26 protein-coding genes are annotated in these 21220 nt (G+C 57.2%); 20 read left to right on the top strand and 6 right to left on the bottom strand.

The features are described from left to right. The first annotated feature begins 263 nt into the window (after positions 1–263). A complete protein-coding gene (locus M2433_RS19785; RefSeq protein ID WP_010436331.1) occupies positions 264–668 on the top strand; it encodes an OsmC family protein in 405 nt (134 codons plus the stop codon). A gap of 495 nt (positions 669–1163) precedes the next feature. On the opposite strand, the gene M2433_RS19780 is transcribed toward M2433_RS19785, so the two are convergent. From M2433_RS19780 to M2433_RS19770, 3 genes are read right to left on the bottom strand one after another with little or no spacing between them, the layout of a single operon-like run. Further along, positions 1164–2033 carry a phosphoribulokinase gene (locus tag M2433_RS19780; protein ID WP_429056558.1) on the bottom strand — a complete coding sequence of 290 codons (870 nt, stop codon included), beginning with the start codon at positions 2031–2033 and terminating at the stop codon, positions 1164–1166. A 30-nt stretch (positions 2034–2063) separates the two neighbouring features. Beyond that, the gene (locus M2433_RS19775; protein ID WP_008503016.1) at positions 2064–2282 is read right to left on the bottom strand and encodes a YheU family protein; all 219 of its coding nucleotides are present in this window, start codon (positions 2280–2282) and stop codon (positions 2064–2066) included. Further along, positions 2279–3301 carry a hydrolase gene (locus tag M2433_RS19770; RefSeq protein WP_429056560.1) on the bottom strand — a complete coding sequence of 341 codons (1023 nt, stop codon included), beginning with the start codon at positions 3299–3301 and terminating at the stop codon, positions 2279–2281. The genes M2433_RS19775 and M2433_RS19770 overlap by 4 nt, the downstream gene beginning before the upstream one ends. A gap of 228 nt (positions 3302–3529) precedes the next feature. On the opposite strand from M2433_RS19770, the gene mdcA reads away from it, so the two are divergent. The 8 genes from mdcA to mdcH all read left to right on the top strand — a co-directional run bounded on the left by mdcA (position 3530) and on the right by mdcH (position 10579). Continuing rightward, positions 3530–5185, top strand: coding sequence for a malonate decarboxylase subunit alpha (gene mdcA / locus M2433_RS19765; protein ID WP_039024078.1), 1656 nt, complete (start codon positions 3530–3532; stop codon positions 5183–5185). After that, positions 5185–6042, top strand: a complete 858-nt coding sequence (locus tag M2433_RS19760) for a triphosphoribosyl-dephospho-CoA synthase (RefSeq protein WP_429056563.1) — start codon at positions 5185–5187, stop codon at positions 6040–6042. Before mdcA ends, M2433_RS19760 begins: the two co-directional genes overlap by 1 nt. Positions 6043–6051: 9 nt before the next feature. Beyond that, positions 6052–6351, top strand: coding sequence for a malonate decarboxylase acyl carrier protein (gene mdcC / locus M2433_RS19755; protein ID WP_014885504.1), 300 nt, complete (start codon positions 6052–6054; stop codon positions 6349–6351). Beyond that, positions 6344–7177, top strand: a complete 834-nt coding sequence (locus M2433_RS19750) for a biotin-independent malonate decarboxylase subunit beta (protein ID WP_047345766.1) — start codon at positions 6344–6346, stop codon at positions 7175–7177. Before mdcC ends, M2433_RS19750 begins: the two co-directional genes overlap by 8 nt. Continuing rightward, positions 7177–7977: a biotin-independent malonate decarboxylase subunit gamma gene (mdcE, locus tag M2433_RS19745; RefSeq protein WP_429056868.1), complete on the top strand. Its 801-nt coding sequence runs from the start codon at positions 7177–7179 to the stop codon at positions 7975–7977. Before M2433_RS19750 ends, mdcE begins: the two co-directional genes overlap by 1 nt. Before the next feature lie 126 nt (positions 7978–8103). Next, positions 8104–9063 carry an AEC family transporter gene (locus tag M2433_RS19740; protein WP_264439957.1) on the top strand — a complete coding sequence of 320 codons (960 nt, stop codon included), beginning with the start codon at positions 8104–8106 and terminating at the stop codon, positions 9061–9063. Positions 9064–9065: 2 nt separating this feature from the next. Continuing rightward, positions 9066–9683: a malonate decarboxylase holo-ACP synthase gene (locus M2433_RS19735; protein ID WP_429056566.1), complete on the top strand. Its 618-nt coding sequence runs from the start codon at positions 9066–9068 to the stop codon at positions 9681–9683. Beyond that, positions 9683–10579, top strand: coding sequence for a malonate decarboxylase subunit epsilon (gene mdcH / locus M2433_RS19730; RefSeq protein ID WP_429056568.1), 897 nt, complete (start codon positions 9683–9685; stop codon positions 10577–10579). Before M2433_RS19735 ends, mdcH begins: the two co-directional genes overlap by 1 nt. Before the next feature lie 52 nt (positions 10580–10631). Here the strand turns inward: mdcH and M2433_RS19725 are convergent, their stop codons facing one another. Both M2433_RS19725 and M2433_RS19720 read right to left on the bottom strand, forming a co-directional pair. Further along, the gene (locus M2433_RS19725; protein WP_429056571.1) at positions 10632–11564 is read right to left on the bottom strand and encodes a LysR substrate-binding domain-containing protein; all 933 of its coding nucleotides are present in this window, start codon (positions 11562–11564) and stop codon (positions 10632–10634) included. A 15-nt stretch (positions 11565–11579) separates the two neighbouring features. After that, on the bottom strand, positions 11580–13484 hold the full coding sequence (locus M2433_RS19720) for an ABC transporter ATP-binding protein (RefSeq protein WP_429056574.1): 1905 nt from the start codon (positions 13482–13484) through the stop codon (positions 11580–11582). A gap of 132 nt (positions 13485–13616) precedes the next feature. Between M2433_RS19720 and kefG the strand changes: the two genes are divergently transcribed. From kefG to slyD, 4 genes are all read left to right on the top strand, one after another. After that, on the top strand, positions 13617–14168 hold the full coding sequence (kefG, locus tag M2433_RS19715; protein ID WP_014885493.1) for a glutathione-regulated potassium-efflux system ancillary protein KefG: 552 nt from the start codon (positions 13617–13619) through the stop codon (positions 14166–14168). Beyond that, entirely contained in the window at positions 14168–15973 is a 1806-nt protein-coding gene (gene kefB, locus M2433_RS19710; RefSeq protein ID WP_059311257.1) for a glutathione-regulated potassium-efflux system protein KefB, read from the top strand. The genes kefG and kefB overlap by 1 nt, the downstream gene beginning before the upstream one ends. A 13-nt stretch (positions 15974–15986) precedes the next feature. Then, complete coding sequence (locus M2433_RS19705; RefSeq protein WP_368544978.1) at positions 15987–16187, top strand: YheV family putative zinc ribbon protein; 201 nt, start codon at positions 15987–15989, stop codon at positions 16185–16187. A 94-nt stretch (positions 16188–16281) separates the two neighbouring features. Continuing rightward, complete coding sequence (gene slyD, locus M2433_RS19700; RefSeq protein ID WP_014885491.1) at positions 16282–16872, top strand: peptidylprolyl isomerase; 591 nt, start codon at positions 16282–16284, stop codon at positions 16870–16872. Between the two features lie 51 nt (positions 16873–16923). On the opposite strand, the gene M2433_RS19695 is transcribed toward slyD, so the two are convergent. Continuing rightward, complete coding sequence (locus tag M2433_RS19695; protein WP_047345774.1) at positions 16924–17142, bottom strand: protein SlyX; 219 nt, start codon at positions 17140–17142, stop codon at positions 16924–16926. Between the two features lie 238 nt (positions 17143–17380). On the opposite strand from M2433_RS19695, the gene fkpA reads away from it, so the two are divergent. From fkpA to rpsG, 7 genes are all read left to right on the top strand, one after another. After that, complete coding sequence (fkpA, locus tag M2433_RS19690; protein ID WP_025758059.1) at positions 17381–18202, top strand: FKBP-type peptidyl-prolyl cis-trans isomerase; 822 nt, start codon at positions 17381–17383, stop codon at positions 18200–18202. A 165-nt stretch (positions 18203–18367) separates the two neighbouring features. After that, positions 18368–19090: a helix-turn-helix transcriptional regulator gene (locus M2433_RS19685; RefSeq protein WP_003861697.1), complete on the top strand. Its 723-nt coding sequence runs from the start codon at positions 18368–18370 to the stop codon at positions 19088–19090. Beyond that, positions 19090–19476, top strand: coding sequence for a sulfurtransferase complex subunit TusD (gene tusD / locus M2433_RS19680; protein WP_033146792.1), 387 nt, complete (start codon positions 19090–19092; stop codon positions 19474–19476). Before M2433_RS19685 ends, tusD begins: the two co-directional genes overlap by 1 nt. Beyond that, positions 19476–19835: a sulfurtransferase complex subunit TusC gene (gene tusC / locus M2433_RS19675; protein ID WP_429056581.1), complete on the top strand. Its 360-nt coding sequence runs from the start codon at positions 19476–19478 to the stop codon at positions 19833–19835. The genes tusD and tusC overlap by 1 nt, the downstream gene beginning before the upstream one ends. A 7-nt stretch (positions 19836–19842) precedes the next feature. After that, a complete protein-coding gene (gene tusB, locus M2433_RS19670) occupies positions 19843–20130 on the top strand; it encodes a sulfurtransferase complex subunit TusB (protein WP_429056584.1) in 288 nt (95 codons plus the stop codon). Positions 20131–20254: 124 nt separating this feature from the next. Next, positions 20255–20629 carry a 30S ribosomal protein S12 gene (rpsL, locus tag M2433_RS19665; RefSeq protein ID WP_000246815.1) on the top strand — a complete coding sequence of 125 codons (375 nt, stop codon included), beginning with the start codon at positions 20255–20257 and terminating at the stop codon, positions 20627–20629. A 96-nt stretch (positions 20630–20725) separates the two neighbouring features. After that, complete coding sequence (gene rpsG / locus M2433_RS19660) at positions 20726–21196, top strand: 30S ribosomal protein S7 (RefSeq protein ID WP_004106370.1); 471 nt, start codon at positions 20726–20728, stop codon at positions 21194–21196. The last annotated feature ends 24 nt before the right edge of the window (positions 21197–21220 follow it).

The following is a 21220-nucleotide window of genomic DNA, read 5'->3' as shown; positions in this document are numbered from 1 at the left end:
CCGGACTCTGGGGTTGCAATCGAATTCTTACCCATACCCTGGGAAGTCGGCTACCGTAACGTTTCGCAGCCAGTAAAGTTTGATGTCCTCTGCATACACGTGTAACGTCAATGTATTACTGTAGCATCCTGAGTGTTTTAGCATAGCTTTCGCCGCGTGTCTCCTGGTGTCTCGCTTCAGCATGATGCAGGTCGCCTTCCATTGCGAGAAATGTAACGCACGCGTAATCTGTCACCAAAAATGCAACGTTGGAGTTCAAAAATATGCAAGCGCGCGTGAAGTGGGTTGAGGGTTTAACGTTCCTGGGCGAGTCCGCGTCAGGACACCAGATTTTGATGGATGGTAACTCCGGCGACAAAGCGCCAAGTCCAATGGAAATGGTGCTGATGGCGGCAGGCGGATGCAGCGCGATTGACGTGGTGTCGATTCTGCAAAAAGGCCGTCATGATGTGACCGATTGCGAAGTGAAGCTTACTTCCGAACGTCGCGAAGAGGCGCCACGCCTGTTCACGCACATTAATCTGCACTTTATCGTGACCGGTAAAGAACTGAAAGATGCCGCAGTATCACGCGCGGTGGACCTGTCTGCGGAGAAGTACTGCTCGGTGGCGTTAATGCTGGAGAAAGCGGTAAAAATTACCCATTCGTATGAAGTGATTGAGGCGTGATTGATGGGGCATCGTGCGTGTTGATGCCCTCACCCCCTCCCACAGGGCTGAGGGATCCCCATAAAATAATGCCTGCACATACGACCCCCTCTCCCTTGAGGGAGAGGGTTGGGGTGAGGGGGAACATACGGCTGTGGAGGTTATTCCGTTCACTTTATGTTCCTTGCTACTCTGTAACGACAATACCTGTGAACGTGCCAGGGTGGCTCAATCGCCACCACCCTGGCGACCCTGGCTCCCGGCGGTAAATCGCCGCTGCGCGGTACCTTCGGCTTATTCCTTCCGGCTTATCGGGGACGGGCGGAGGTAACATCCCTGTAAAGCCCGCCCTCTCGGCGCATCCCTGCGCCTCGCCCCGGCCTGCAGAAAACGCCTCAGCGATTTACAGCCGGACCAGGGCGTCGCTGTAAGTCATTCATTTTCCTGAAACAGCATTCGTCGCTTTTGGTAAAAAAATACTGGGGATTCCTCAACCCACCGGGAGAGGGAATATGATTATGCGATCTGCTTCCCTTCCATCAGCCGCTCTACCAGCGGCGTCATGATAAGCTCCATTGCCAGTCCCATTTTTCCGCCCGGCACCACCAATGTATTCATGTGCGAAATAAACGAGCCCTGCAGCATCGCCAGCAGCCAGGGGTAATCGATGCCTTCAAGATTGCGGAAATGGATCACCACAAAGCTCTCATCCAGAGAAGGGATCGTTTTGGCGGCAAACGGGTTGGAGGTGTCCACCGTCGGCACGCGCTGGAAGTTAATGTGCGTGCGGGAGAATTGCGGCGTTAAGTAATTGATGTAGTCCTCCATGGAGCGCACGACGGAATCCATCACCGCCTCGCGCGAGTGGCCGCGCTCGCTCATGTCACGCGTCAGCTTCTGGATCCACTCCAGGTTAACGATAGGCACCACCCCGACCAGCAGATCCACGTGTCGCGCCACGTCGTGCTGGGGCGTGACCACGCCGCCGTGTAATCCTTCGTAGAACAATACGTCGGTGGGTTCCGGCAGCGGCTGCCAGGGGGTAAAGGTGCCCGGCACCTGGTTCCAGGGCACGGCTTCGTCGTAAGTGTGCAGATACTTGCGGGATTGCCCTTTGCCGCTCTGTCCGTACTCAATGAATGTTTGTTCCAGCAGGCCGAAGTCATTGGCTTCCGGGCCGAAGTAGCTGATGTGTTTACCCAGATCGCGCGCCTTACGAATGGCCATATCCATCTCCGGGCGCGTGTAGCGGTGAAAGCTGTCGCCTTCGACCTCCGCCGCACGGAGATTCAGCTGGGCGAAAATCTTGCGAAAGGCGAGGCTGGTGGTGGTGGTTCCCGCACCACTCGACCCCGTAACGGCAATAACCGGATGTCTGGCAGACATAGCAACTCCCTGACTGAAATGGGTGGAAGATCAGCCGTGAAACGCGTTGCGGGGCATGATATTGACCGTCTCATGCAGTTCTGACCACACCAGCACCACGTCGCCGCTTTTCAGCTGGCGCTTTACATCGTTGACCTTTTGCTCAAGCGAGCGTTCTTGTTCACCATAATCGGTGCCTTCGCGTAATACAAAGCTTTCAATCAGATTATCGAGCGTTTCGGGAGCCAGATCCTGCCAGGGAATAATCATTTTGCACCGTCCAGATAAGGGGTTAGCCAGTCAGGAATACGCGTCTCAAGCCACATTTTCGGGCGGCGCAGCGTGCCGCCGATAAACCCAACGTGGCCACCGTGCTCCGTCAGCTGATAGTGAACGTTGTCGGGCAGGAATTCCTGAGCGGGGATCGAGTGATGATCCATAAAAGGGTCATCTTTGGCATGAATGATAAGCGTCGGCTGCGCGATCTTACTGAGCAGCGGCATGGCGCTGCACTGACGATAGTAGTCAATCGCATCGGCGAAGCCGTGGATTTTCGCGGTGATCAGATCGTCAAATTCCCGAATACGACGCACCTTTTTCAGCTGGCGCAGGCTCACCGGAAGGGTATCAGGATAGGCCTTCAGCTTACGCGCCGCGTTGGCTTTCAGCAGGTTGAGCAGGTAGCGCTGATAGACGCGAGAAAAGCCTTTCTCCATGTGGTAGCTGCACTGCTCCAGCATAAACGGCGCGGAGACAATCACCGCGGCATCCAGCGGTACGCTTTGACCCTCTTTCGCCAGCAGGCAGGCCAGCATATTGCCGCCCAGCGAATAGCCCACGGCAGCGGTGGGCACGGTGCCAAAGTTTTCCCGCAGCCAGTGTAAAAACCACGTTCCGTCTTCGGTTTCACCCGAGTGATAGATGCGTTTCTGACGATTGGGTTCGCCGCTGCAGCCGCGAAAATGCATCACCACGCCGAGCCACCCGCGCGCTTTTGCCGCCTCAATTAATCCATGCGCATAGGGGCTGTGCAGGCTGCCTTCCAGACCGTGAAAGACCACCAGACGCGGCTTATGGCGGGCCTGCTCCGGAGATTCGCTCCAGGCGAGATCCAGAAAGTCACCGTCTGGCAGGTCAAGGCGCTGCCAGTGCGGGGTGAACTGAACCTTGCGGCGGATCAGTCGCGGCAGCATGGTCTGCAAATGGCGATTGGCGACGCCGCGCATAGGCACGAACTCAGTGCTGTCTTCGGCTGCAATGTCGAAGTCTGATGGAATGATTTGGGTCATAAGCGCGATGCTGATTCTTGTCGGAAATTAACGATACTTTCCGAATTGTACCCCGTTTAGCCTGGATTTCCGAAACATGAACTGATCCCGATCACAAATCTTTACCTTGATTATTACTCTCAGGCTAATGATTCCGCTCTACGCTTAATTGATGCCTTTCTCACCAGAGCGCACACTTTACTCAACGTTAAGCAAATCAAAATGATTAGCTGAATCAGGAGGTTAATAATGTTATCTGGGCAAACACCCACCCGGCAATGGAACACGCGACGCAGCGAAAAAGCGCGTCGTCTGGCGTCCGTACCGGTGCAGGGCAAGGTACTGCCAACCGGCGATCTTGTCGCCATGCTGGAAAAACTGATCGCGCCTGGCGACAAGGTCGTTCTGGAAGGTAACAACCAGAAGCAGGCGGATTTCCTTTCCCGCTCGCTTGCCGAAGTGAACCCGCAAATTGTCCACGACCTGCATATGATCATGCCGAGCGTCGGCCGCAGCGAGCATCTGGATATCTTTGAGAAAGGCATTGCCCGCAAGCTGGATTTCTCCTTCTCCGGGACGCAGAGCCTGCGAATCTCCCAGCTGCTGGAGGATGGTCAGCTCGAAATCGGCGCGATTCATACCTATATCGAGCTCTATTCACGCCTCTACGTCGACCTCTCGCCAAACGTGGCGCTGATCGCCGGCTTTAAAGCCGACCGCAAAGGCAACCTCTACACCGGGGCGAGCACCGAAGATACCCCGGCGCTGGTGGAAGCCGCAGCGTTCCACGACGGGATTGTCATTGCCCAGGTGAACGAGCTGGTGGATGACGAGTGTGACCTGCCGCGCGTCGATATTCCGGGCTCCTGGATTGACTTCGTTGTGGTTGCCGATAAGCCGTTCTTTATCGAACCGCTGTTTACCCGCGACCCGCGTCTGATTAAACAGGAACACATCCTGATGGCGATGATGGCCATCAAGGGCATCTATGCGGAACACCAGGTGCAGTCCCTGAACCACGGGATCGGCTTTAACACCGCGGCTATCGAGCTGCTGCTGCCTACCTACGGCGAACAGCTTGGCCTGAAGGGCAAAATCTGTAAGCACTGGACGCTGAACCCGCATCCGACGCTGATCCCGGCCATTGAAAGCGGCTGGGTCGAAAGCGTGCACTGCTTCGGCGGCGAGCTGGGGATGGAAGAGTACATTCGCGCCCGTCCTGACGTGTTCTTTACCGGTGCCGACGGCTCCATGCGCTCTAACCGCGCGTTCTGCCAGCTGGCAGGCCAGTACGCGGTCGATATGTTTATCGGCTCAACCCTGCAGGTTGATGGTTACGCCAACTCCTCAACGGTAACCCGCGGTCGTCTTTCCGGCTTCGGCGGTGCGCCAAACATGGGGCATGACCCGCACGGTCGTCGTCACGCGACCCCGGCCTGGCTGAACATGATCACCGAACCGGATCCAATGCAGCGCGGTAAAAAACTGGTCGTCCAGATGGTCGAAACCTTCCAGGCAGGCGTTAAGCCGACCTTCGTGGAAAAACTCGATGCCGTTGACGTGGCGAAAGCCTCCGGCATGCCGCTGGCGCCGGTGATGATCTACGGCGATGACGTGACCCACGTGCTGACGGAAGAGGGGATCGCTTACCTCTACCGGGCGAAAGATCTGGAAGAGCGTCGTGCGATGGTCGCGGCCGTCGCCGGTATCACCGATATTGGTCTGGGCGTAGATGCTAAACGCGTGGCGGAACTGCGTCAGAGCGGCAAAGTGGTCTACCCGGAAGATATGGGGATCCGCCGCACCGACGCCACCCGCTCTCTGCTGGCGGCAGGCAGCGTGTCAGACCTCGTGGAATGGTCCGGCGGTCTCTACAACCCACCTGCGAAATTCCGGAGCTGGTAATGAAACTTCTGCCCCAGATTCAGGTTGAAGGCGGTGCCGAATGGCTGGCGCGAACCGCCACGCAGTGTCTGATTGACGAAGCACGTTTAAGCCCGAAACCCGGTCTGGTGGACAGTCGGGGGAACGGCGCGCACCACGATTTATCCCTTGCGCTGATGGAGCGCTCCGCGCACAGCCTGACCCCCACGTTTCAGGCGCTGGCGCAGCAAAGCTGGCAGCGTCCGGCAGATATTGCGCTCAGGCAGACCGTCGGGCGGCTCGGCCGCGAGGGCGAGCAGCAGATGATGGCTGCAACCGGGGGCGTAAACACCCATCGCGGCGCGATTTGGGCGCTGGGATTGCTGGTCAGCGCGGTAGCGATGCTGGGCGGTGATGCCCGGGCGCAAGACGTCGCCCGCACCGCCGCGCAGCTGGCAAAACTGCCGGACGATGCGGCGCCGAAGGTGTTCAGTAAAGGGCTGCGCGCCACGCACCGCTACCGCGTGCCGGGCGCTCGCGAAGAGGCTCAGCAGGCGTTCCCGCACGTTATGCAGCGCGCGCTGCCGCAGCTTCGCCTCAGCCGCCTGAACGGCAGCAGCGAAGCACAGGCCAGACTCGATGCGCTGATGGCCATCATGACGTCGCTCACCGATACCTGCGTGCTGTCGCGCGCCGGCATGGAGGGGCTGGACGCCATGCAGCACGGTGCCCGTGCGGTACTGAATGCGGGAGGCTGTGCCACCCTCGCGGGCCAGCAGGCGCTGGCGAACTTAGACCGTCAGATGCTGGCGCTTAACGCGTCACCGGGCGGCGCCGCCGACCTGCTTGCCGCCACGCTGTTTCTTGACCGCGTCGAATCGCCTTATTCAAAGCATTAAGAGGATGTTATGGAAAAAATTACATTGACCGTGCCAGCCAGCCGCGCGTTAAGCGGCAGGGCACTGGCAGGGGTAGTCGGCTCCGGGGATATGGAGGTGCTCTTCACCGCCGAACCGGGCCAGACGCTAACCATTGATATCACCACCTCCGTTGACAACAGCCGTGGTCGCTGGGAGGCGCTGTTCAACCGCCTGCAAACGGTCAGCAGCCTGCCGGCAGGAAAACTGACCATTCATGATTTCGGCGCGACGCCGGGCGTGGCCCGCATTCGCATCGAACAGGTCTTTGAGGGGGTGAGCCATGCGTGATGACAGCAGCTTTATCGAATTAAAAGCGCGCCAGCGTGCGCAGGCCCTGCTCGACGAGGGCAGCTACCGCGAACTGCTGGATCCGTTTGAGGGCATTATCTCTCCGTGGCTTGGCCCGCAGGGCATTGTGCCGCAGGCGGACGACGGCATGGTGGTGGCGAAAGGCACGATTAACGGTCAGCCGGCCGTTGTCGTGGCGATTGAAGGCGCGTTCCAGGGCGGCAGCATGGGCGAAGTGTCCGGTGCCAAAATGGCGGCCGCGCTGGAGCTGGCGGCAGAAGATAACCGCAACGGCATTCCGACTCAGGCCGTGCTGTGCCTCGAAACCGGCGGCGTGCGCCTGCAGGAAGCGAACCTCGGCCTGGCGGCGATTGCCGATATCCACGCTGCGATTGTCGACCTGCGTCGCTACACGCCCGTGATCGGGATTGTGGCCGGGACCGTGGGCTGCTTCGGCGGCATGTCCATCGCGGCGGCGCTGTGCAGCTACCTGATTGTGACCCGCGAAGCGCGTCTCGGCCTGAACGGCCCGCAGGTTATCGAGCAGGAAGCCGGGATTGAAGAGTACGACTCTCGCGATCGTCCGTTTATCTGGAGCATGACCGGCGGTGAAGTGCGCTACCAAAGCGGGCTGGTGGATGCGCTCGTCGGCGACGGTATCAACGCGGTGAAACAGGCGATGAACGACGCGATTGCTAAAGGCGTGCCGGCGAAACATCGCACCGATAACTATGACGATTACCTGAACCGTCTGACGAATTTCGACACCCGCAAACAGGCCGATGCCGAACAAATTAACGCGCTTTTTGCCCGGGAGGTGAAATGATGACTAACTCAATGAGCCGTGGCGAACTCTGGCTGAATATTCTCGCCCCGAATGCACAACGTGTGGAAGGGCTATGCCCGTCCGTGCAGGCGGCAGACGGCGAGCTTAACGGCGAAGCGGTGCGCTTCGTTGCCGTGGTGCCGGATGCCAACAACCACTTCCCGCGCGCCGCGAAGGGTGAAGTCGGTCTGCTGGAAGGCTGGACGCTGGCGAAAGTGGTCAGCGAAACCGTCGCGGCGGATGCCGATAAGGCCGTTAAGCGCCCGATTGTGGCGGTGATTGACGTCCCAAGCCAGGCCTATGGCCGTCGTGAAGAAGCGTTTGGTATTCACCAGGCGCTGGCCGGTGCGGCAGCAGCCTATGCGAACGCGCGCCTGGCCGGTCATCCGGTGATTGGCCTGATCGTCGGCAAGGCGATGTCCGGCGCGTTTCTGGCGCACGGCTACCAGGCCAACCGCCTGATCGCCTTTAACGATAAAGGCGTACTGATCCACGCGATGGGCAAAGAGTCTGCGGCGCGTATTACGCTGCGTACCGTGGAGGCCCTGGAAAAACTGGCGGCAACCATTCCACCAATGGCGTATGACATTAGCAACTATGCCACGCTGGGGCTGCTTTCTAACCTGCTGGACATCAGCAACCCGGATGCCCCGTCCGAAAACGATCTGACGCAGGTGAAAACCACCCTGCAACAGGCCATCAGTGACGCTCGTCAGGACACCACGCTGAAAAATCGTCTGGGTGCTGACAACCGCCGCAGCTCGGCGCTCGTACGCGAACGTATGCGAGCCAGCTGGTAAGTAAAAAAGAGACCTGCCAGATGCATAACCCCGCGGGCGCGTCCGCTGCGCTCGCGTGGGAGCCTGCATCCTGAAAAATAATAATCATCGCGCCAGTGCTAAAACTTTTTTTACTACAGGTGATTTATGACTTACGTAATTGTTCATGCTCTTGCACCGATTTTCGTCATCATGCTGCTGGGATTCTGGGCCGGTAAGGCAAAGATGGTCGACAATAAAAACGTTTCCCTGCTCAATATCTTCGTGATGGATTTTGCACTGCCTGCCGCGCTGTTTAGCGCCACCGTGCAAACGCCGTGGACCGGCATTGTGGCCCAGTCACCGCTGATCCTGGTGCTGACCCTGGCGATGTGGATTACCTATGCGGCAATCTACTTCCTCGCCACCAAAGTCTTTAAAAAATCTCCACAGGACGCTGCGGTTCTGACCCTGACGGTCGCGCTGCCGAACTACGCGGCGCTTGGCCTGCCGATTCTGGGCAGCGTGCTGGGGGAAGGTTCTTCCACGTCTCTGTCCGTCGCGGTCTCTATTGCCTGCGGCTCCGTGCTGATGACGCCGTTCTGCCTGCTGATTCTGGAGCGTGAAAAAGCGCGCGCAGAAGGCAATAGCTCCGGCTCAACGCTCTCCATGCTGCCGGTGCTGATGTGGCGTTCGATTAAAAAACCGATCGTGATGGGCCCGCTGCTGGGTGTGATTTTGTCCGCCATCGGTATCAAAATGCCGGATCTGGTTCTGGCGGCGATTAAACCGCTGGGGCTCTCCGCGACCGCGGCCGCGCTGTTCCTGACCGGGGTGATCCTCTCTGCCCGTAAGCTGCAGATTAACACTATGGTGATTACCTCAACCATCGCCAAGCTGCTGATTCAGCCTGCGATTGCCTGGGGTATTGTGCTGATCTTCGGCCTGCATGGCTCCGTGGCGATCACCGCCATCCTGATGATTGCGCTGTCCGCAGGCTTCTTCGGCGTGGTGTTCGGTAACCGCTTTGGCGTGCAGTCGCCGGATGCTGAAGCCGTGCTGCTGTTAAGCTCCGTACTGTGTATCCTGTCGCTGCCGCTGTTTATCTCGCTGACTTCAGGAATGTAATTATGAGCACAACATTACGCCCGCACGACCTCATCTGGCTTACCGCGCGTGACGCGCTGGAAGGGATCGCCGAATCCTGGGTGGATGCCGTCTGGCATACCGGCCTGCCGGTAGTGGTGCGGCGTGATGTTGATAGCGAAGGCCGCATCCCCGTTGGCGTTCGCGGCCTGCGCCGCGACCAGCGTGCGGCCGGGTGGGTGAAGCCTGCGAACGTGCTACGCGTTGTTTCGCCTGAGGCGCTGAGCGTGACGGCCGATCTGCTGCGCTCGCCGTTTGTGACTCAGCCACCGGTTCAGGTGGCGTTGCAGCTTTCACAGCAGGCGTGGCCGTGGACGTGGGGCATTACCGGCAGCACCGGCTATGCGCTGGCGACCGGCATCCCGGTGATTCATGCCGACAGCGATCTTGACCTGCTGATCCGCGCCTCTGAGCCGATTTCCCCTGATGCTTTTACCGCATGGCAGTCGCAGCTGGGCCGCGCGCTGTGCCGGGCGGATACGCAGGTCGATACGCCCGAAGGGGGCTTTGCGCTGGCGGAGTGGTTACGCGACGGAAAAACGCTGCTGAAAACCCGCCGCGGACCGCGCCTGGTGGCGGATCCGTGGCGCAGGGAGGAGTGATGAAAATACTGTTTACCTTTCCGGGACAGGGCACGCAGCACGAAGGCATGCTGCAAAATTTGCCGGGAACGACGCTGGCACAGGCACGCGAGGTGCTGGGCAGCGAAGTCGATACGCTGGATAGTGCAGCCTCGCTTACTCACACCCGCGCGGTACAGCTGTGTCTGCTGATTTCAGGCGTGGCCTGGGCGCGCGAGCTCGAACGGCGCGGCGTGTCGCCTGACATTGTGAGCGGTTTATCGATTGGTGCCTATCCCGCAGCGGTCATGGCTGGCGCGCTGGAATTGACGGACGCGCTTAAGCTGGTGGCGCTGCGTGGCGATCTGATGGAGCAGGCGTATCCGCACGGCTACGGCCTGACGGCGATTATGGGGCTGACCCTGCCGCAGGTGGAGCAGCTTATCGAGGGTACCGGAACGTATATTGCTAACCTGAATGCCGAAACGCAGATCGTGATTGCCGGAAGCGATGACGGGATGGCGCAGGTGGCGGCGCGCGCGCTGGCAAAAGGGGCGAACAAGGCCAAACGGCTGGCGGTGAGCGTGCCGTCGCACTGCGAACTACTGGCGGCACCGGCGCAAACGCTGGCTGCGGCGTTTGAGTCCGTCACGCTGGCTCGTCCACGCTGCGCATACCTGAGCGGCAGCACCGGGCGCGTGCTCTGGCAGCCGGAGAAAATCGCGGACGATCTGGCGATGAACATGGCGCGTACGGTGCGCTGGCAGGAGGCGATGATTTCCGCTAACGAACGCGAAGCCCGGCTGGCGATCGAGATGCCGCCCGGCGGCGTACTGACCTGTCTGACGCGACAGGCCGCGTGGGAAGGGGAGACCATTTCACTGGAGCGCAGCGGGGTGGACGTGGCGGTGCATCTGGCGGGTCGGCTTCGTGCGTGAGTTTTTAGCCCGCGCCTTACCGGACCTAAGGGTTCGGTTGCCTTGTTGTGTATCACGTACTTTCCTGCAGGCTTCGCGCATACATCCGCCCTTCGGCGGCTAATGCGCGCAGGCTCGGGTCCTGCTCGCGGTTGCGGGCGAACACAATCGCGATAAGCTGCTGCATCTGGTACGGTTCCGCCAGCTTCAGTAGCTGCACCGAATTCTCGTAGACCTTCTTCATCCTGCCCGGCATCAGCGTAAAGCCGACGCCCGCCTGAACCAGACTGAGCATTGAGAAAATGTCGTTTACCCGGGTAACAATCTCCGGTTCGAACCCGGCGATATGGAACGCTTCCTGGAACCCGGCGTAGGTCGCAAACCCTTCTGCAAGCGCGACAAATTTCTGATCTTTATAATCACGGAGATCCGCAGGCCCGTGGGTATTCAGCGTGGCGGAAGCCGGTGCGGCAAGGAATATGTCGTCATGGAACAGCGGCAGAACCTCAAGGCTGTTGCGGTCGATATCGCTTTCGGAAATGGAGATCAGGATGGCGTCCAGCGACCCGTCGTCCAGCATGTGGAGCAAGGTGTCGTTAGAGCCCATCGTCAGATCCATTTCCAGATCCGGACGACGCAGCTTCATGCCCATAATCAGACGCGGTACGGTTTCCAGGGTGAGCGAGTAGAGCGTGCCGACGCGTAAGCGCCCCTGGCCAATGCCGGCGACTTTGCGCGACTCTTCCAGCCCGCGCTCCATCACCTGCATCACTTCCTGGCAATACTCCAGCAGCGTCCAGGCGGAAGGCAGGGCAATCAGGTTGCGCCCCTTGTGGGTAAAGAGCGGGCAGCGCACGTTCTCTTCCAGGGTGTGCAGCGCGCGGTGCACGCTTACGCCGCTCAGGCCCAGAGTTTCGGCGGTACGCGCGATATTCCCCTTCTCCATAAACGTCATGAAGATGCTGAGCTTGCGGAACGTAATCTCGCTCGTGATATCGAAACTCATAGCCCTCCCAGGGTGTTATTCAGCCTGCAGCATCGCTTCCAGCTGCTCCTGCGCGTCGAGCCATGACATCTCACACTCTTCGAGGCTCGATTTGGTCTTCGCCTGCGTTTGCAGGCAATCCGTCAGTTCCGCTTTACGGCTCTGGTCATAGAGACCGCTATCGCCGAGCTTCTCTTCAACGGCGGCCAGCGTGGCGTTGAGCTTTTCCATCTCTTTTTCGAGACGGGCAATCTCTTTACGCAGCGGCTGCGTCTGGGTGCGCAGCTCCGCTTCACGGCGCTTCTGGTCTTTACGCGCCTGCGCGCTGTTGGCGTTATCTTTCGCGGACTCTTCCGGCTGGTTTTCCTGCTTCTGCACGTCCGTCAGCCACTGCTGGTAATCTTCCAGATCGCCGTCGAACGGTTCGACTTTGCCGTCGTGAACTAAGTAGAGATCGTCCGTGGTGGAGCGGATCAGGTGACGATCGTGCGAAACCACAACCAGCGCACCTTCGAAATCGATCAGCGCTTCGGTCAGTGCCTGACGCATATCGAGATCGAGGTGGTTAGTCGGTTCATCGAGCAGCAGCAGGTTCGGGCGCTGCCAGACGATTAACGCCAGCACCAGGCGGGCTTTTTCGCCGCCGGAGAAACGCTCGGTATTTTCCGTCACCTTATCGCCCTGGAAGCCGAAGCCGCCGAGATAGTCGCGCAGCTTCTGCTCCATCTCCTGCGGCGCCAGACGCGCGAGGTGCTGAATCGGGGATTCATCCGCGCGTAAAAATTCCAGCTGATGCTGGGCGAAGTAGCCCAGCTTGATGCCCTTCGCCAGCCCGATTTCGCCGCTGACCGGGTTAAGCTCGCCCGCCAGCAGTTTGATCAGCGTAGATTTACCGGCACCGTTGCGCCCCAGCAGGCCAATACGTGAACCCGGCACCAGGTTGAGCTTGATGGAGTCGAGAATTATGCGGTCGGCATAGCCCGCGCTCACTTTCTCCATCTTCAGCAGCGGGTTCGGCAGGCTTTCCGGCGCGCGGAAGCTGAAGTGGAACGGGTTATCCACGTGCGCCGGGGCAATCATCTCCATGCGTTCAAGCATCTTGATGCGGCTCTGGGCCTGCTTGGCTTTTGACGCTTTGGCCTTGAAGCGATCCACAAAGCTCTGCAGGTGCGCCACGCGCTGCTGCTGGCTTTCGTACATGGACTGCTGCTGGGCAAGGCGCGTCGCGCGCTGGCGCTCGAAGGAGCTGTAGTTGCCGGTGTACTCGAACATCGTTTGTTGTTCGATATGAATGATTTTATCCACCACCGGGTCGAGGAAGTCGCGGTCGTGGGAGATCAGAATCAGAGTGCCCTGATAGCTCTTAAGCCACTTCTCCAGCCAAATAACCGCATCGAGATCGAGGTGGTTGGTCGGTTCATCGAGCAGCAGCAGATCAGAGCGGCAGATCAGCGCCTGCGCCAGGTTGAGGCGCATACGCCAGCCGCCGGAGAAGTCGCTGACCGGGCGTTCCAGCTGTTCATTGCTGAAGCCCAGGCCGTGCAGCAGGCTGGAGGCGCGGGAGCGAATGGTCCACGCGTCGATGGCGTCCAGCTTGCCGTGAACGGTGGCAATGGCGTGACCGTCGTTGCGCTCGTTAGCGGCGTTGAGTTCCGCCTCGAGCTTACGGTATTCACGATCGCCGTCGATAACATAGTCGAGTGCCGGTTCGCTCAGGGCTGGCGTCTCCTGGTTCACCCATGCGAGCTGCCAGTTCCCCGGGAAGGTGAAGTTACCGCCATCCGCGCTAATCTCGTTTTTCAGCAGCGCCAGCAGCGTGGATTTTCCGCAGCCGTTTTTGCCGACCAGACCGACTTTCTGGCCTGGATTGATGGTAGCAGTGGCGTTATCCAGCAGGACGCGCACGCCGCGACGAATTTGTAACGAGGAGAAAACAATCATAGAAGCGCCGTATGTTCCGACTATGTTAATTTGTCATTATGATAATGTAAGGTGTGGGCCATTTTCCCCACCGGGCCGCCATGGTAGCCCAAAACGACAACAATACACAAAAACAGAACCGGGAGGGGAGTGATGTCTCAGACAGCGAAAGTGCTGCTGCTGTATGCCCATCCGGAATCTCAGGACTCGGTGGCGAACCGGGTTCTGCTTAAGCCGGCAACTCAGCTCAGCAACGTGACGGTGCACGATCTTTACGCGCACTACCCTGATTTTTTTATTGATATCCCTTACGAGCAGGAACTGCTGCGTCAGCATGACGTGATTGTGTTCCAGCACCCGCTTTATACCTACAGCTGTCCAGCGCTGCTCAAAGAGTGGCTGGACCGCGTGCTGAGCCGGGGCTTCTCCAGCGGGGTGGGGGGCAACCAGCTGGCGGGAAAGTACTGGCGCAGCGTGATCACAACCGGTGAGCCCGAAAGCGCTTACCGCCACGACGGGCTGAACCGTTATCCGATGAGCGACATCCTGCGGCCTTTCGAGCTGACGGCGGCGATGTGCCGTATGCACTGGATGAGCCCGATTATTGTCTACTGGGCACGGCGTCAGGATCCAAAAGAGCTGGCAAGCCACGCCAGAGCCTACGGTGAATGGCTGGCATCCCCGATTCCGGCAGGAGGTCGTTAATGGAAGGATCGAATTTACTCCTCGCCGGGGTGCTGTTTTTATTTGCGGCCGTCGTCGCGGTGCCGCTTGCTGCACGTATTGGAATAGGTGCGGTGTTGGGTTATCTGCTGGCGGGGATCGCGATTGGCCCCTGGGGGCTGGGATTCATCAGCGATGTGGATGAAATTCTCCATTTCTCCGAGCTGGGCGTGGTGTTCCTGATGTTCATCATCGGCCTGGAGCTGAATCCTTCTAAGTTGTGGCAGCTCCGGCGCTCTATCTTTGGCGTGGGGGCCGCGCAGGTGCTGTTCAGCGCCGCTATTCTGGGCGGCCTGTTGATGCTGACGAATTTCTCCTGGCAGGCGGCGGTGATCGGTGGAATAGGCCTTGCCATGTCGTCGACGGCGATGGCCCTGCAGCTGATGCGCGACAAAGGGATGAATCGTAATGAAGCCGGTCAGCTGGGCTTTTCGGTGCTGCTGTTCCAGGACTTAGCGGTGATCCCTGCGCTGGCGCTGGTGCCGCTGCTGGCGGGTTCTGGCGACGATCACTTTGACTGGGCAAAAATTGCCATGAAGGTGCTGGCCTTCGCGGGTATGCTGATTGGTGGACGTTTCCTGTTACGTCCCGTGTTCCGCTTTATTGCCGCGTCTGGCGTGCGCGAGGTCTTTACCGCTGCGACGCTGCTGCTGGTGCTGGGATCGGCGCTGTTTATGGATGCGCTGGGGCTGTCGATGGCGCTCGGGACCTTTATCGCCGGGGTGCTGCTGGCGGAGAGCGAATATCGCCACGAGCTGGAAATTGCCATCGATCCCTTTAAAGGGTTGTTGTTAGGTCTGTTCTTTATTTCGGTGGGGATGGCGCTCAATCTCGGCGTGCTCTATACCCATCTGCTGTGGGTGGTGGTGAGCGTAGCCATCCTGGTGGCGGTGAAAACGCTGGTGCTGTACGTCATGGCGCGCATTTACGGCTTGCGCAGTTCGGAACGCATGCAGTTTGCCAGCGTGTTAAGCCAGGGGGGCGAGTTCGCGTTTGTGCTGTTCTCTACCGCCTCCTCCCAGAAGCTGTTTAAAGACGATCAGATGGCGCTTTTGCTGGTAACGGTCACGCTGTCTATGATGACCACACCGCTGCTGATGAAGCTGGTCGATAAACTTCTGTCGCGCCGCTTAAACCCGACTGACGATGAAGATGAAGCGCCGTGGGTGGAAGATGATAAGCCACAGGTAATTGTGGTGGGCTTTGGCCGCTTCGGACAGGTTATCGGGCGTTTGCTGATGGCGAACAAAATGCGCATCACGGTGCTCGAACGCGATATCAGCGCGGTCAACCTGATGCGTAAATATGGCTACAAGGTTTACTACGGCGACGCGACCCAGCTTGAGCTCTTGCGCTCGGCGGGTGCAGAGGCAGCAGAATCCATCGTGATTACCTGCAACGATCCGGAAGACACGATGAAGCTGGTGGAGCTGTGCCAGCAGCATTTTCCGCATCTGCATATTCTGGCGCGCGCGCGTGGACGTGTTGAAGCTCACGAACTGTTACAGGCAGGTGTGAAACACTTCTCCCGTGAGACCTTTTCCAGCGCGCTGGAGCTGGGCCGCAAGGCGTTGATCTCGCTGGGGATGCATCCTCATCAGGCGCAGCGCGCCCAGATGCATTTCCGCCGGCTGGATATGCAAATGTTGCGCGAGCTGATGCCGGTACATTCCGATACTGAGCAGATCTCCCGCGTGCGGGAAGCGCGTCGCGAGCTGGAGGAGATCTTCCAGAGAGAGATGCAACAGGAACGACGCCAGCTTGATGGCTGGGATGAATTTGAATAAAGGGTAACGAAAGATGGCTGTACGTAAACGCTTTATTGCGGGTGCAAAATGCCCGACCTGCCAGGCGCAAGATACCCTGGCGATGTGGCGGGAAAATAATGTTGATGTTGTTGAGTGTGTTAAGTGCGGTCACCAGATGCGTGAGGCCGATAAAGAGGCCCGCGAACATGTACGCAAAGAAGAGCAAGTTATCGGGATTTTTCATCCGGACTAGCGATATCGCCTGAGTTTTTTTAAGCTAAAGGGTACACGGGTGCAGATTTCCGCTACAATCTGCGCCAGCAATTTTCCCACGCTCAGGAGATATCATGAAAGTAGCAAAAGACCTGGTGGTCAGCCTGGCCTATCAGGTACGTACAGAAGACGGTGTGTTGGTTGATGAGTCTCCGGTGAGTGCGCCGCTTGACTACCTGCATGGTCACGGCTCCCTGATTTCTGGCCTGGAAACCGCGCTGGAAGGTCACGAAGTTGGCGACAAATTTGACGTTGCTGTAGGCGCGAACGACGCTTACGGTCAGTATGATGACAACCTGGTTCAGCGCGTTCCTAAAGACGTGTTCATGGGCGTTGACGAGCTGCAGGTTGGCATGCGCTTCCTGGCTGAAACTGACCAGGGTCCGGTTCCTGTTGAAATCACTGAAGTGGAAGACGACCACGTTGTGGTTGACGGCAACCACATGCTGGCTGGCCAGAACCTGAAATTCAACGTAGAAGTTGTTGCGATCCGTGAAGCAACCGAAGAAGAACTGGCTCATGGCCACGTTCACGGTGCACACGGTCACGACCATGACCACGATCACGGCCACGATGGCTGCTGCGGTGGTCACGGCCACGATCACGACCATGGTCACGACCACGGTAAAGGTGGTTGCGGTAACGGCGGCTGCGGTTGCCACTAATTCCGCCATGCGGAAAATAAAAAAGCGGGATAATCCCGCTTTTTTTACGCCTCAGTAATGAGGTGGTGGCGTCTCTTCAGATTGAGAGGCGATGTGCGATGCCTGTGTGGCCTTCACTTTTTCAGTGAGCAGACGCAGCAGATCCCGCAGTTTTGCCATTTCTAGCTCGTGGGCGGTCACCGTTTGGTTGAGCTCTTCGATGGTGATGTCCTGAAAAGCCAGGCGGCTTTCAAGCTCGGCCAGTCTCTCTTCTATCATCGTGTCCTTCATGATTCACCTCGTCTGTTTCTGATTCGCCATAATGGGTCAGCGGCGGCGAAGTTTAACCGAGTTTATCCCTGAGTGCAGTATTCATCCCTGCAGCAAGAAACTTATTTAAACAAAAATAGTCTGAAAAGTGGCGAGAATCGGGGGAGTCTGTCTGTAGATTTCTTCCGCAACGATTTATAGTACGTAACTCATTTACGTTTAATGCTGGGGTGAGAGTCCCCAGGCCCTGGAGATATGGATGAAATCACTGTTTAAAGTAACGCTGCTGGCGACGACGATGGCTGTTGCGCTGAACGCGCCGCTGTCATTCGCTGCTGATACTGCTGCGAAGCCTGCTGCCACTGCAGACAGCAAAGCGGCGTTCAAAAATGACGACCAGAAATCCGCCTATGCACTCGGCGCATCTCTGGGTCGTTACATGGAAAACTCTCTGAAAGAACAAGAGAAACTGGGCATCAAACTGGATAAAGCTCAGCTGATCGCCGGTGTTCAGGACGCATTTGCAGATAAGAGCAAGCTGTCTGACCAGGAAATCGAACAGACTCTGCAGGCGTTTGAAGCGCGTGTGAAGGGTGCCGCTCAGACCAAGATGGAAGCGGACGCTAAAGACAACGAAGCGAAAGGCAAAGCCTACCGCGATACTTTTGCTAAAGAGAAGGGTGTGAAAACCTCTTCTACTGGCCTGGTGTACAAAGTTGAGAAAGAAGGCACCGGCGATGCACCTAAAGACAGCGACACTGTTGTTGTGAACTACAAAGGTACGCTGATCGACGGTAAAGAGTTCGATAACTCTTACACCCGCGGTGAGCCGCTCTCTTTCCGTCTGGATGGTGTGATCCCTGGCTGGACTGAAGGCCTGAAAAACATCAAGAAAGGCGGCAAAATCAAGCTGGTTATCCCACCCGATCTGGCGTACGGCAAAACCGGCGTTCCGGGTATCCCTGCCAACTCTACGCTGGTCTTTGACGTAGAGCTGCTGGATATCAAACCGGCACCGAAAGCGGATGCAAAGGCAGACGCGCCGGCTGAAGAAAAAGCCGCGACAGACGCTAAGAAGTAATGTGATAAGAACCGCCGCCTTTAAGGCGGCGGTTTTTTTATTGTGGGGCAGATATAATTAACACTGGAAAGCGCTATACACGCTGTATTAATTTAGTTGTCCGTGTAGATAATGAGCCTGCCCTGAAAACCTAACGACAGGCTCCTGAAAAGGAGTGTTTTTTTCATGTCCAGGTCGCTTTTAACCAACGAAACCAGTGAACTTGATTTGCTGGATCAACGTCCTTTCGATCAGACCGACTTCGATATTCTGAAATCCTATGAAGCGGTGGTGGACGGGTTAGCGATGCTCATTGGCTCCCACTGCGAAATCGTATTGCACTCCCTGCAAGATCTGAAGTGTTCCGCCATCCGCATTGCGAATGGCGAGCATACTGGCCGTAAAATTGGTTCGCCAATCACCGACCTTGCATTGCGTATGTTGCATGACATGACCGGCGCGGACAGCAGCGTCTCCAAATGCTATTTCACCCGCGCCAAAAGCGGCGTGCTGATGAAATCCGAAACCATCGCGATTCGAAACCGCGAGCATCGTGTAATTGGTCTGCTGTGCATCAACATGAACCTTGATGTGCCATTCTCGCAAATCATGAGCACCTTTATTCCACCAGAAACGCCGGATGTGGGCTCTTCTGTTAACTTTGCCTCCTCCGTTGAAGATCTCGTGACGCAGACGCTTGAGTTTACGATTGAAGAGGTGAATGCCGATCGCAACGTATCGAACAACGCCAAGAATCGCCAGATCGTGCTTAATCTCTACGAGAAAGGGATTTTTGATATTAAAGACGCGATCAACCAGGTGGCCGATCGTCTGAACATCTCCAAGCACACGGTTTACCTCTACATCCGCCAGTTCAAAAGCGGTGATTTCCTGGGGCAAGATAAGTAATGCGTTTTGCGTTAATGGTGACAGGCCCGGCGTACGGTACTCAGCAGGCCAGCAGCGCGCTGCAGTTTGCGCATGCGCTACTGGCGGCCGGACATGAGCTGGCGAGCGTCTTCTTCTATCGGGAAGGGGTGTATAACGCGAACCAGTTTACGTCACCGGCGAGCGATGAGTTTGATCTGGTGCGCGCCTGGCAGGCATTAAACGAAAAGCAGGGCGTAGAACTGCATATCTGCGTTGCGGCGGCACTGCGCCGCGGCGTGACCGATGCAACCGAAGCCGCCCGGCTTGGTTTATCGGGTTCTAACCTGCAGCCCGGTTTTTCGTTGAGTGGTCTGGGTGCACTGGCACAGGCGGCGTTAACCTGCGACAGAGTGGTGCAATTCTGATGAAGCGTGTCGCGTTTGTTTTTTCCTCCGCGCCGCACGGTAATGCGTCCGGCAGAGAAGGGCTGGATGCGCTGCTCGCGACATCAGCGCTGACCGACGATATTGGCGTCTTCTTTTTGGGGGACGGTGTATTTCAGCTTCTGGCGGGGCAACAGCCTCAGGCCATACTGGCGCGGGATTACATTGCAACCTTCAAAGTGTTACCGCTTTACGACATTGATACGTGCTATGTCTGTGCCGACTCCCTGGCCGCGCGCGGTTTAACTGAGGCAACGCCTTTCGTGCTGGATGTGACAACGCTGTCTTCTGCCGCACTGCGCGAACACCTTTCCCACTACGACACCGTTCTGACTTTCTGAGGCTGCCATGCTCCATACTCTGAGCCATTCACCGTGGCAATGTGATATCGACGCGTTACTGAGTATGCTGCGCGAAGGTGATGACCTGCTGCTGATCCAGGATGGTGTGCTTGCCGCGCTTGAAGGCAGTCGTTTCGTTGAAATCCTCTGCAATGCCCCCATAACTGTCTCTGCGCTGAAAGACGATCTTGATGCGCGAGGACTGTCTGGTCAAATTTCAGCCAAAATTGACGTGGTTGGCTATACTGATTTCGTCAATCTTACTGTGATACACGCCAGTCAAATGAACTGGTGATTTGAGATCGCTGTATATTTCTTGACACCTTTTCGACGTAGCCCTAAAATTTCGCGTCCTCATATTGTATGAGGTCGTTTTATTACGTGTTTACGAAGCAAAAGCTAAAACCAGGAGCTATTTAATGGCAACAGTTAACCAGCTGGTACGCAAACCACGCGCACGCAAAGTTGCAAAGAGCAACGTGCCTGCGCTGGAAGCCTGCCCGCAGAAACGTGGTGTATGTACTCGTGTATATACCACCACTCCTAAAAAACCAAACTCCGCACTGCGTAAAGTATGCCGTGTGCGTTTGACTAACGGTTTCGAAGTGACTTCCTACATCGGTGGTGAAGGTCACAACCTGCAGGAACACTCCGTGATCCTGATCCGTGGCGGTCGTGTTAAAGACCTTCCGGGTGTTCGTTACCACACCGTTCGTGGTGCGCTCGACTGCTCAGGTGTTAAAGACCGTAAGCAGGCTCGCTCCAAGTACGGCGTGAAGCGTCCTAAGGCTTAATGGTTCTCCGTTAAGTAAGGCCAAACTGATTTATCTTAATGTCAAACTAAACTCTTTGAGTTTTGGACAATCCTGAATTAACAACGGAGTATTCCCATGCCACGTCGTCGCGTCATTGGTCAGCGTAAAATTCTTCCAGATCCGAAATTCGGATCAGAACTGCTGGCAAAATTTGTAAATATCCTGATGGTAGATGGTAAAAAATCTACTGCAGAAGCAATCGTATACAGCGCGCTTGAGACCCTGGCTCAGCGTTCTGGTAAAAATGAACTGGAAGCTTTCGAAGTCGCTCTCGACAACGTTCGCCCTACCGTAGAAGTTAAGTCCCGCCGCGTTGGTGGTTCTACTTATCAGGTTCCAGTTGAAGTTCGTCCGGTTCGTCGTAATGCTCTGGCAATGCGTTGGATCGTTGAAGCTGCTCGTAAACGCGGTGATAAATCCATGGCTCTGCGTCTGGCGAACGAACTTTCTGATGCTGCAGACAACAAAGGTACTGCAGTTAAGAAACGTGAAGACGTTCACCGTATGGCAGAAGCCAACAAGGCGTTCGCACACTACCGTTGGTAATCCCTTCGGAGTATTAGTCACCAG

Source organism: Enterobacter sp. AC1, assembly GCF_050434705.1.
GTDB lineage: Bacteria > Pseudomonadota > Gammaproteobacteria > Enterobacterales > Enterobacteriaceae > Enterobacter > Enterobacter cloacae_L.
Note: the sequence above shows the minus strand (reverse complement) of the source record. Positions and strands in the feature narration are given on the sequence as shown.